Origin of the sequence: Meiothermus sp. (assembly GCF_025056915.1) — a bacterium.
Taxonomy (GTDB): Bacteria; Deinococcota; Deinococci; order Deinococcales; family Thermaceae; genus Meiothermus.
Genome location: NZ_JANWVH010000092.1, coordinates 1 through 11,002 on the forward strand (window position 1 = coordinate 1; position 11,002 = coordinate 11,002).

Below are 11,002 nucleotides of genomic sequence, written 5' to 3' on the forward strand. Positions count from 1 at the left end.
GGTTGCCGGGGTGGGTTAGGTCAATCACAAAGCGCTTGGGTGGCCTGCCTTCGGTCAGGTAGCGCAGCTCGAAGGCCAGGAGTTGCAGGGGGTTCCCCTCTTCGTAAAGCCCCCGCTTTTGCGCCCGACTTTGCTTGACCGCAGCCCGCGCTCCTTGCAGGGTGCGGGAGTTGTTCACCTGGGCCCAGAAGTTTTCGGGCTTCAAGACCGCGCCGAAGGGGGTGGGCTGCTCGCGGAAGGGGTCGATGTTGGGCCAGACGAAGTAGGGGCTCACCCAAGCGGCTTCCAGCATCCGTTGGTTGTAGCTTTTTCTTCGCCTGCTGCGCTCGCGCTCGAAGGGCGCGGCAAAGCAGAGCAGGCGCCCGTAGCCGTCCAGCGCCTCGCGGGCGTAGGCCAGGTAGAAGCGGAAGCCCTCGGGGGTTTCCTGGTAGAACTCGAGGTCGTCCTGCACCATCTCCTCCAGCGCCCGGGTGGCGGCCTGGGCGTGGTGGGCGTGGTTGGCGCTCACCCCGGGCTGCACCCGCGCTTGCAGGTAAGCCCGCAGGGGGGGCTTCAGGGCAGCCTCCAGGGCCTCGAGCTGCTCCCGCAAAAAACCGTCCCAGCTCGGGTCGGTGATGGGAACATAGCGCTCGGCGCTGCCGGCCTGCCTGCGGAAAAGCCCCTTTTCCGGCGCGTCCACCCCCAGAAAGCGCAGGGGGATGTTGGCCAGGGCCCGCGTGGCGATGGTATCGCCGTCGCTCACCGCCCGTTTGGGCGAGCCCACCCCGGCCCCATAGGCCATCAGGCCCGCGCGGCCCACCAGAAAAGCCTGCCCGCCCCGCAACTCCCGCCGTACCAGCCTGTCCTTTTCCATAAGGCCCTCCCAACCGGGTCATTCTGCTCGAGGCCGCGTTACTTTCGGGTTACAGACCAGATAAACCGGGTTCGGTTCGAGAATGGCGAGAGCGCTTCCATCTGGTAGGGAATTTTACGAGCCAGAGGTTCTTGCCAGTTTCTGGAGCCTTGCGCCCTTCACAGACGTGGCCGCCCTCGAAAACGAGAAGGGACAAAGAGACGTGCCGCACCGAGGTGAGGCACGCTGGTCTGCGTTGCGTCTGGGCCGGGACGCATGTTTTCGAGTTTCCAGGCGGCCACTGTTCTGTCCAGGGCAAAGCGTTCTTATGGTCGAATGGCTCTGAATATGCGAAGAGCGCTCTACTTTGCGCCAAACCACCCGGCCAGCCCGGCGTAGAGTTGCTTGAACCGAGTGTAGCCCTCCTCGTAGGAAGCCTGAGGCCAGATGGCCGGTTCGGCGGGGGGCTGGGGCCCCTGCGGGTTGAGCCCCTGGCTCAGGGCTCCGAGCAGTGCCGCCCCCAGGGCCGAGGCCGAGCGCACCGGAACCCCCTGCAGGGGGCGCTTTAGCACATCGGCCAGCAGTTGCCGCCAGAAGGGGTGGGCGGTGCCGCCGCCGGCAAGCCGCAGGGGACTATGGGGCGGGATGGCCTCGCCCAGGGCCTCGAGGCCCGCGCGCAGGCCAAACGCCACGCCCTCGAGGGCCGCCCGCATCAGGTGGCCCCGCCGGTGGTGTCGGCCCAGCCCGGCCCAGACCCCCCGCGCCAGGGGGTCGAGGTGGGGGGTGCGCTCGCCGGTCAGGTAGGGTAGAAAGGTGAGCCCTTCAGACCCTGGGGAAACCGCCTCGGCTTCCCGGTACGCCTGCGCCCAGCTCAGGCCCAGCACGGCCCGCACCCACTCCAGCGCCAGCCCGGCGTTCTGCATGGCGGCCATGGCGTACCACTGCCCAGGAAGGGCGGCCCGGTACAGGTGGGTGCGGAGGGTGGGGTCTATCTTAGGTTTGGTCAGCAGCACCGTAATCTGCGCCCCGGTGCCCACCGTCAGCTGGGCTTCGCCCACCGGCAAACCGGAGCCCAGCAGGGCGGCGGCGGTGTCGGCGGCCCCGGCAGCCACCGGAATCCCCGCAGGCAGGCCCAGGTGCCGGGCGGCCTCTGGTTTCAGGGTTCCGGCGACCTGGGCCGAGGGCCCCAGTGGGGGCAGCAGGCCCGGGCGCAGCTCCAGGGCCTCGAGGATGTCCCAGGCCCACCTGTCGGCCAGAAGGTCGTAGAGGAGCGTACCGGAGGCATCGGAAGGCTCGCTCCCCACCTCGCCCGTAAGACGCAGCCGCAGCCAGTCTTTGGGCTGCAAGGCCCAGCGGGCTGCCTGATATAACGCAGGCCGGTGTTGCTTGAGCCAGAGCAGGCTGGGCGCGGCCATGCCCACCACCAGCGGATTGGCCAGCCGTTGCTGCTGGGCTTCGGAGAGTTGATGAAGGGCCGTTAGCTCGGCGCCGGAGCGGCCATCGGCCCAGAGGATGGCCGGGTACAGCGGGTTTCCTTCCGCATCGGCCAGCACCACCCCATGCATCTGGCCCGAGAGGCCGATGGCCCGAACCGCCGGGGCCTGTTTACCCACGGCGGCCCGAACCGCTTTGCCCACCGCCTGCCACCAGTCCAGCGGGTCGGACTCGGCCCAGCCGGGCCTGGGCGCTTTGACCGGGTAGGCTTGGCTGGCCTCGGCCACGATGGCCCCATCGTGGTTCAGCAGCAGCGCCTTGCAGGAGCCGGTGCCCAGGTCTATGCCGAGAAACACGGTCTGGTTAGGCCAGCACCGCGGGGTCGAGTTCGGCGGGGCTCTTGGCCCCGGTCATGACCGCGACGGTGTCGGACATGCTGATTTTTTTGGGGTTGACCACGGCGGCCCGCTTGCCCAGGCGCTGGATGTGGATGCGGTCGGCGATTTCAAACACGTGGGGCATGTTGTGGCTGATGATGATGACCGGCAGGCCGCTGTCGCGCACCCGCCGGATCAGCTCGAGCACCATGTTGCCCTCCTTCACCCCCAAAGCCGCGGTGGGCTCGTCCATGATCACCACATGCCGGGCAAAAGCCGCGCTGCGGGCCACCGCCACCCCCTGCCGCTGCCCGCCCGAGAGGGTCTCCACGGCCTGGCTCATGGAGCGGATGCCAATCTTCAAATCCTGCATATCTGCTATGGCTTCCTCGAGCATCTTTTTCTTGTCAATCCAGCGGATCAGGCGGGCAAACCAGCCGGGTCGCAGAATCTCCCGGCCCAGAAAGAGGTTTTCGGCAATGGTCATGGCCGGGGCCACCGCCAGATCCTGATAGACCGTCTCGATGCCGTTTCTGCGGGCGTCTATGGGGCTTCTGAAGTGAACCCGCTTGCCGTCCAGGTAGATTTCGCCGGCATCCGGCACAATGGCCCCCGAGAGCGCTTTGATCAGGGTGGACTTGCCCGCGCCGTTGTCGCCGATTACGGCCAGAATCTCGCCTTCGCGCAGCTCGAAGTCGGCCCCGTCCAGCGCCGTCACGTGCCCGTAGCGCTTGACCAGACCGCGGGCCTCGAGCACCAGTCTGGGCTGGGGTGCGGGGGTGGGTTCGGGGAGGGGGTTCGGCGTTGTGTTTTGCACTGGGTTGAGTTCCATCTCAGCTCCTCCGTTTGGAGATTTGGTCGGCCACCACGGCCAGAATCACCAGGATGCCGGTAATCAGGACCTGATAAACCGAGGAGACCCCCATCAGGGTCAGGCCGTTGCGGAAAACCCCCACAATAACGGCCCCCAGCAGGGTGCCCAAAATCATTCCCCGGCCCCCAAACAGGCTGGTGCCCCCCAGCACCACAGCGGTGATGGTCTCGAGGTTCTCGGTCTGTCCCGCGTTGGGGTCGGCCACGCTGGTTCGTGAGATTAGAAGCCAGCCGGCAATCCCGTAAAAAAAGCCCGCAATGGTGTAGGTAAGGAGCAGCACCCGCTGGGTGGGAATACCCATCAGGCGGGCGGCCTCGGGGTTGTTGCCCACCGCATACAGGTGACGGCCCGGCGCGGTTTCGCTCAGGAAGAACCAGACCAGCAGGTAGAGCACAATTACCAGCACCACCCCATAGGTAAAGACCGTCTCCCCGAGCTTGAAGGTGTTGCCCCAAAACAGGTGGGCGTCGGGCAGGTTGCTGACGGTCTGGGCCCGTGAGTAAATCTGGGTAAGGGCAAAGGCGATGTTCATGGTGCCCAGCGTGACGATGAAGGGGGGCAGCCGGAAACGGGTAATCAGAAAGCCGTTCAAAAAACCAAAGGCGGTGGTGACGGCCATCCCGCACAAAATGGCCAGCAGGGGGGGCATGCCCAGCTCCACTGCGAACTTGGCCATCACCATGGTGCCCAGGGCCATCACAAAGCCCACCGAGAGGTCTATGCCGGCGGTCAGGATAATCAGGGTCTGGCCAATCGCCAGCACCGCCACCACCGAGACCTGTTGCAAAATCAGGGAAAAGTTCTGCCCGGTCAAAAAGCGCTCCGATTGCAGGCTAAAAAAAACGACGGCCAGCAAAAGAGCCACCAGGGGGCCCAGGATGGTGAGGCTCGGCAGCCGCTCGAGCAGGCCCCTGGGGGGTTGGGTGGTGCCGGATGGTTGTTCTGCCATACGTTCCTCGCTATTGCAACTTCTCTGGTTTTTTGGCTTTTATATTACCCCTTTTGAGTGCACGCTCCGATTTTTTAGGGGGTGGGGGCCTTCTGGCCGCACCACCCCCAACCCAAAAGAGCCTACTGGCCCCAGCAGTTGGCCAGTCCGTACTTGACGTCTTTACTGGCCACGCCAGGCACCGCTGTCTTGGCAATCAGCTCCACCCCGGTATCCACGTAGCCGGACGCTTTCTTGCCGGTCTTGGCGTACTCGACTGCGGCCTGAACGCCCATGGCGGCCATGCGCAGCGGGTACTGCTGGGAGGTAGCGGCAATGATGCCCCGATCCACGTTCCGCACGCCCTCACATCCGCCGTCAACCGAAACGATAATTACGTCCTTCTCCTTGCCGGCGGCCTTCAGGGCCTGGTATGCACCGGCGGCAGCCGGTTCGTTGATGGTGTAGACCAGGTTGATGTTGGGGTTCTTTTGCAGGCAGTTTTCCATGGCGGTCTGGCCCTTGGCGCGGTCGCCAAAGGTATCCGCCATGCAGACAACCTCGGCAGGCTTGGCCAGCTCGTTGCTCTCGGGCCCCAGGCTCTTGAGCCCAAACCCGGCCAGGAAGCCATTGTGCCGCTGGGCGCCCACGGGGTGGCCGGGGAAGAGATCCAGGGTCGCAATGACCGGCTTCTTACCCTTCATGGCCGCCGCGGCATACTTGCCAATCAGCACACCGGCTTGGTAGTTGTTGGTGGCAAACAGGGCGTCCACCGCACTCGCGGGGTCGGTGGGGCTGTCCAGAGCGATAACCTGCACGCCTGCGGCCTGGGCCTTTTTGATGGCTGGAATGATGGCCTTGGCATCGCTGGGGGTGATCAGGATGGTGTTCACGCCTGCCGCCACCATGTTCTCAATGGCTGCAACCTGCCCAGCGTTGTCTCCATCGGTTTTACCGGCGGCGCTGATGAATTTGGCGCCCAGCTTCTGGGCTTCCTTTTGAGCGCCCTCCTTCATCTTGACGAAGAACGGGTTCGACTCGGTTTTGGTAATCAGGCCCACATAGGGGGTCTTGTTCTGGGCCGTGACCAGCCCCAGCATGGCAACGGCCAACACCACTAAACTTGCGATGCCCACAACCTTACGCATGGTGACTCCTTTTGATCCAAGAAAACCTGTTTGCCAGACGCCGACCTTTGTTTTCAGTGACTCCTCCTCCTTTGTCGTTTGAGTCCATGAGAAAAACCGTCCGGTGGGGCGGTGGACTCTCGAACAATGAAACTCACGTCCAGCCGGATGCTGGTTGGCAGGGCCGCCTGGCCCCGGCTCAGCGAGCTCAGAAGGGTTTCGCAGGCCAGGAAGCCGAGTTCGTAGGTTGGCTGGGCCACCACCGTCAGGGCCGGGTGCATGGTGGCGGCCCAGCGGGAATCGTCAAAGCCCACAATAGATAAATCCTGGGGAATGCGCAGACCCAGCTCGCGCACCGCCAGCACCGCGCCTACGGTCATCTCGTTGTTGCCCACGAACAAGGCCGTCGGGCGCGCCTCAGGCGGCAGGGTGAGCAGGGCCAGGGCAGCTTTGCGGCCATCCTCCTCGCGGTGGTTCCCTGGTAGAACCAGCTGCTCGAGGTAGGGAATACCGGCTGCGGCCAGGGCTTCCCGATAACCCTGATGACGCTCGACGGCCGTGGAGATGTCGAGCCGCCCCACAATCATGCCGATGCGTCGGTGGCCCAGCCCAATCAGGTGCTGTACGGCGGTGCGAGCCCCGCCAAGGTTGTCGACCATCACGGTGCGAACCCCAGGCGTACCGCTGCTGCGATCGAGTTCGACGGTGGGCAGTTTGGGGACGAGCTTGAGGTTCTCTTTGGCTTTTGGGGTCGGTACGATCAGCAGGCCCTGGGGCAGGTGGCCCCGCAAGGCGTTGAGCGCTCGCTGCTCTTTTTCAGGGTCCTCGTCGGTGTTGAAGAGGAAAACCGTGTAGTTGTGCTTCTCGGCAGCATCCTGTACGCCTTTGGCCAGGGTGGCGTGAAAGGGGTTGAGGATGTCGGTGATGATCAGGCCCAGGGTGCGGCTGCTGCGCTGGCGCAGGCTGCGGGCCAGCTGGTTGGGCTGGTAGCCGAGCTCTCGAGCCGCCTGCAGTATACGCTCGCGGGTGGCCTCGGCCACCATTTCGGGCCTGGAAAGCGCCCTGGAAACGGTCGCGGTGGAGACCTGGGCGCGTTTGGCGACATCATCGAGGCTGATCATAAGATGCAATCGTTTGCAGAAGAGACCGCAAATAAACCCAGGCTGCAAGTGAGCAGTCTTTTATGGCAGAACAGGATGAGTCGGTTTATTTTGCAATCGTTTGCAGTTATTTATGCTGTAGTTTTTATCACACCCGGCTGGAGAATGCAATAGCCTTCCAAGAACCCCTTTTTTCATCGCATAACCAGCGATTCGACCCTGCAAAACGTGCGCTGAATGGGATGAAAGCATTGCAAAGTTCGCCTGGCTTCCGACCAACACGGGGTTTGCTCAAAGGGAGGGGGAAAAACAGGGGCCTTGGGTCAAATAACCCAGGCAGAACCCGGACAGCGGGCATACTGAAGGCACCACTTCAGGATGGTGCAGTGGTTCATTGGCTGGTGAATCTCGAGGGGAGATGACATTCAGGCCCAAACGATCGCAAACCGCTGCGCCTGCCCCTGAGGGTGCGAGGGGGTTGCGGCTCGAGGGGAGCTGTAATCCCCTGACTTTTTGTGCTTTATCCCAGGTAGGCGATGAGCCGCCCCAGGGCGATGACCGCGACCCAGATTAAGAGCGAGCAAAGGGCCGCCAGCCGGGCTGCAAGGGGTGGGTTCACGTCCTGGTTCCAGGTCTGGACGCTCCGCCCCACACCGCTGTGAAAAACCCAGGCGTTGAGCCCGGCCAGACCAATCAGGGCCATCTTGACCAGAAAGATGGGGCTGGCCCCGATGCTGCGGGCATCCGACAACAGCAGCAAAAAGCCGCTGGGGGCGGCTACCGCAAAGCCCACCCAGGCCACCGGAAGCAGGTGGGCGGCCATTTGCTGGACGGGAATTTGCCTGGACAGGCCCAAGAGCCGCAGGTCGAACAGGCCCGCAGCCCCTACCAGCGCACAGAACCCCAGGATGTGCAGAATTTCCACCGTGGGGTAGAGCCACTCCGACTGGCGCATGGCCAGGGCTGCCGGGGTGCTGTGCAACCCCTCGAGCGCGTTCTGCCAGGCTGTCGGCATCAGCGCAGCTCAACCGTTTTGCCGTCCACAATGATGCGTTCGGCCCGCATCTCCTCGCGCTCGGTGCGGTGGGGGTAGCCCACCACCGTGACCCGCGCCCCCACCTTCAGGCTGCCGTTGGGGAGACCCCTGGCTTCCATGCGCGAGGGCGGAGCCAGCACCACGTACCACTTGCGCTGCATCATCAGGCCGGTGGGCGGGACTTCAATCCAGATGGTGGCGTGCGGGAACTCGAAGCTGACTTCGGTGATGGTGCCGGTGGCCTGGAACGCGCGGCTGGTATCGTAGCTGCTCCAGCCGTGGTGGGCCAGGGCCAGACCCAACAACAACCCTGCGGCAAGCCAAGTCTTTTTCATATGCCCCCCTCGAGCGACAAAGGTATCTGAAAGGTTTCTGTATGTTCGGGGAAAATCGTGCTGGGCTGTGTAGGAGGGGTTACGCTATGTGGATTTTTTGAGAAGGCAGGCCCTTTGGATTAAGCGGCCCTGACTGCACAGGTGTAGACTAAAGCGCACAGACACGCACGTGGTGGGTGGAATAGGAGGTTAACCCGCTATGGTGCTGAAATACCCGAGGAGGTCGGTCATGCAAAAGGTGGGACGCTTAGGATGGCTGGTGGTGCTGCTGGCGCTGGCTGGGTGCGGTCAGTCTACCCTGGTACAGACCCCAGCCGAACAGGAAATCGTGCAGGACATGCGCCAACTGGGGGTTGCGCCCGAGGCCATTGCGGCCTACGAAGCCTCGCTCGAGAGCCTGCGCACCGCTCGTCAGGCAGTCCTTAGCCTGAGCGCCGGCGACCTCCAACTGGTGCAGACCATCGCCCTGGGCAGCATTGCCAACTACGATGCCTACTACACAAGGCGGGCCGATTATCCCCAGTTCGACTGGAGCCGCGACGGCTGCTCGGCCCCGGAGGGCCTGGGCCTGGGCTACCGCGAGACCTTCCGGCCCGCTTGCAACGTGCACGACTTTGGCTACGCCAACTTTCCCCGCTTTCCCACCCTCTACAACGAGACCGGGCGGCGCTTTGCCGACGACAACTTCCTGGTGAACATGAACAGCATCTGCCGCCCCAAGAGCCTCTTGAGCCGGGCGGCCTGCTACTCGGCGGCCTATGCGTACTACAGCGCAGTACGTGTAGCGGGCTGGGCCTACTTCTACGACTAGGCCACCCGTTCGGCTGAAAAGCGCCGGCTGGGGTTTACGTATTCCTCCTGGGCGGCGATCAGCTGAATTTCGCGGGTGTTCATTTCGTGCGTGAGCAGGAGCAGGTTGTACATGGCCGAGACCGCGTTCTCGAGGCTCAGCGCCACGCTGCCGCTCTTCAGGTAGTGGCCCAGGAACAAGGCCGCAATGGCATCGCCAGTGCCGTTGCGGGGGGGCTCGAGGGGGATGCGGGGGGTGCGTACCAGCCAGGCCCCCTCGTTGGCGAGCGCCAGGGTCTCGATGGTGCCCTCGGGCGCCCCCTCGCGCAGAAGGCTGGTCACCACCACGATGCGGGGGCCGCCCGGATGGAGGTGGGCGCGAACGATGTGGGCGGCTTCCAGCACCTCGCGCAGGGTTTTGGTCAAACGCTCAGTGAGGAGCTCGAGCTCGAACTGGTTGGGGGTGAGGATGTCGGCCTGGGGCAGCACCTGGTGCTTGATGACCTCGGGAATTTCAGGGCGCACGAACAGACCCCGCCCCTCGTCGCCCATCACCGGGTCGCAGCAAAAAAGCGCCCGGGGGTTGAGCCGCCGCACCCGCTCCAGGGCCGACAGGATGGCCTCGGCGGTGCCGCCGCTGCCCATGTAGCCCGACAGCACCGCGTCGCACTGCCCCAGCACCCCGCGTTCGGCCATGCCCTCGACCACCTCGCTCAGGTGTTCGGGCGGCAGGATCATGCCCCTCCACTGCCCGTAGCCGGTGTGGTTGGAAAACTGCACGGTGTGGATGGCCCAGACCTCGAAGCCCATGCGCTGCAAGGGGAAAACGGCTGCGGCGTTGCCGACGTGCCCGTAGGCCACCCAGCTCTGAATGGAAAGAATGTTTCGAGGCTGCATGCTGGCAGTCTATCGCGCTTTTCAAAGAGGTGGCCGCCCACGAAAACGAGAATGCGTCTCGGCCCAGACGCATGTTTTCGAGTTTCCAGGCGGCCACTGTTCTGTTCAGCACCAGGCTTTCTCGAACTCGAGTGGCTCAAAATATGTGAAGAGCGCTCTAACCAGCACCCAGCACCCCCAGCGCCAGCCGGTAGGTCTGGGCATGGGCCGCCACCGTGATGTGGGGGTTGCGGTTGTAGCCCCCGCCCATGACCACCACCAGGGGTACATGGGCCTGCCTGGTCTTTTCAAACACCCGCCGATCCCGCTCGGCCAGCCCCCGCAGGCTCAGGCCCAGCCGCCCAAAGCGGTCGTTTTGCAGCACGTCTACCCCTGCATTGAAAAAGACCAGGTCGGGCCTATAGGCGAAGGCCTGTTCCAGAACAGCCTCCAGGGTCTCCAGGTATTGTGCATCCCCGGTGGCGTCGTCCAGCCCAACATCCAGGTCGCTTTGTTCCTTCTTGAGGGGGTAGTTGCGCTCGGCGTGAACCGAGAGGGTAAACACGCTGGGGTCGTTCTGGAAAAAGACTGCCGTGCCGTTGCCCTGGTGGGCGTCCAGGTCTATCACCAGGGCCCGGCCACGCCAGCCCTGGGCCCGCAGATGGGCGATGGCCACCGCCACATCGTTGAAAAGGCAGTACCCCTCGGCGCGGCCTGGATAAGCGTGGTGGGTGCCCCCGGCCAGGTTCAGGCCCAGGCCGGTTTCCAGTGCGTCCTGCGTAGCGGCCAGGGTGCCTCCGGCGGCGTGCAGGGCCCGCGTCAGCAGGCTTTGGGTCCAGGGCAGCCCCAGCTTGTGGGCTTCCTGCCGGCTCAGCCCATCCCACCGCAGCTTTTGCAGGTAGTCGTGGGTATGGGCCAGGGCCAGGGTTTCCCAGGCAATGGCCGGGGCCGGTTGGATGTCCAGTTCATCGCGGAGCGCCTCGGCGACCCCTTTGTACTTGTACCTGGGAAATGGGTGGTACTCGGGCAGCTCGAGGTCGCAGTGGGCGGTGGAGTAGGCCCGGCGCATGGTCTCTCAAGATGCCACATGGCCGCCCCGCTCAGTGTGGCGTGAGTGGGGAAGAGGGGTTCAGTACAAAACCTGAAGCGCACTTGGCCAGATGGGGCTCGAGCAGCGCTCTCCAGGGTTCAAGGGGCCAGAAGGCCAAAGCCATCCCAGGGGATTGACTCTGCTCTGTGGGAGGCTCCGGATTACCTCGCATCCAGCGAAAACTGAGAACCACGCAAGACAGTC

11 protein-coding genes are annotated in these 11,002 nt (G+C 64.1%); 1 reads left to right on the forward strand and 10 read right to left on the reverse strand.

Annotation, left to right across the window (positions count from 1 at the left end):
• The 8 genes from NZN28_RS12540 to NZN28_RS12575 form a co-directional block, all read right to left on the reverse strand.
• On the reverse strand, positions 1 to 853 hold an 853-nt coding region (locus tag NZN28_RS12540; RefSeq protein ID WP_295398685.1), incomplete at its 3' end, for a hypothetical protein.
• A gap of 341 nt (positions 854 to 1,194) precedes the next feature.
• Positions 1,195 to 2,622, reverse strand: coding sequence for a xylulokinase (gene xylB, locus NZN28_RS12545; protein WP_295398686.1), 1,428 nt, complete (start codon positions 2,620 to 2,622; stop codon positions 1,195 to 1,197).
• Positions 2,623 to 2,629: 7 nt separating this feature from the next.
• Positions 2,630 to 3,475, reverse strand: a complete 846-nt coding sequence (locus tag NZN28_RS12550) for an ATP-binding cassette domain-containing protein (RefSeq protein WP_295398687.1) — start codon at positions 3,473 to 3,475, stop codon at positions 2,630 to 2,632.
• Position 3,476: 1 nt separating this feature from the next.
• The gene (locus NZN28_RS12555; RefSeq protein WP_295398688.1) at positions 3,477 to 4,466 is read right to left on the reverse strand and encodes an ABC transporter permease; all 990 of its coding nucleotides are present in this window, start codon (positions 4,464 to 4,466) and stop codon (positions 3,477 to 3,479) included.
• Between the two features lie 122 nt (positions 4,467 to 4,588).
• Entirely contained in the window at positions 4,589 to 5,593 is a 1,005-nt protein-coding gene (locus NZN28_RS12560; protein WP_295398689.1) for a sugar ABC transporter substrate-binding protein, read from the reverse strand.
• Positions 5,594 to 5,646: 53 nt separating this feature from the next.
• Positions 5,647 to 6,693 carry a LacI family DNA-binding transcriptional regulator gene (locus tag NZN28_RS12565; protein ID WP_295398690.1) on the reverse strand — a complete coding sequence of 349 codons (1,047 nt, stop codon included), beginning with the start codon at positions 6,691 to 6,693 and terminating at the stop codon, positions 5,647 to 5,649.
• A gap of 499 nt (positions 6,694 to 7,192) precedes the next feature.
• The gene (locus tag NZN28_RS12570) at positions 7,193 to 7,687 is read right to left on the reverse strand and encodes a hypothetical protein (protein ID WP_295398691.1); all 495 of its coding nucleotides are present in this window, start codon (positions 7,685 to 7,687) and stop codon (positions 7,193 to 7,195) included.
• The gene (locus NZN28_RS12575) at positions 7,687 to 8,043 is read right to left on the reverse strand and encodes a DUF6152 family protein (protein WP_295398692.1); all 357 of its coding nucleotides are present in this window, start codon (positions 8,041 to 8,043) and stop codon (positions 7,687 to 7,689) included. The genes NZN28_RS12570 and NZN28_RS12575 overlap by 1 nt, the downstream gene beginning before the upstream one ends.
• Before the next feature lie 229 nt (positions 8,044 to 8,272).
• Between NZN28_RS12575 and NZN28_RS12580 the strand changes: the two genes are divergently transcribed.
• On the forward strand, positions 8,273 to 8,854 hold the full coding sequence (locus NZN28_RS12580) for a phospholipase A2 (RefSeq protein ID WP_295398693.1): 582 nt from the start codon (positions 8,273 to 8,275) through the stop codon (positions 8,852 to 8,854).
• On the opposite strand, the gene pdxY is transcribed toward NZN28_RS12580, so the two are convergent.
• Together pdxY and NZN28_RS12590 are read right to left on the reverse strand one after the other, a co-directional pair.
• Positions 8,851 to 9,729: a pyridoxal kinase PdxY gene (gene pdxY / locus NZN28_RS12585; protein ID WP_295398694.1), complete on the reverse strand. Its 879-nt coding sequence runs from the start codon at positions 9,727 to 9,729 to the stop codon at positions 8,851 to 8,853. The two genes, NZN28_RS12580 and pdxY, sit on opposite strands and share 4 nt — an antisense overlap.
• Before the next feature lie 157 nt (positions 9,730 to 9,886).
• Entirely contained in the window at positions 9,887 to 10,777 is an 891-nt protein-coding gene (locus NZN28_RS12590; RefSeq protein WP_295398695.1) for a histone deacetylase, read from the reverse strand.
• Between the last annotated feature and the right edge of the window lie 225 nt (positions 10,778 to 11,002).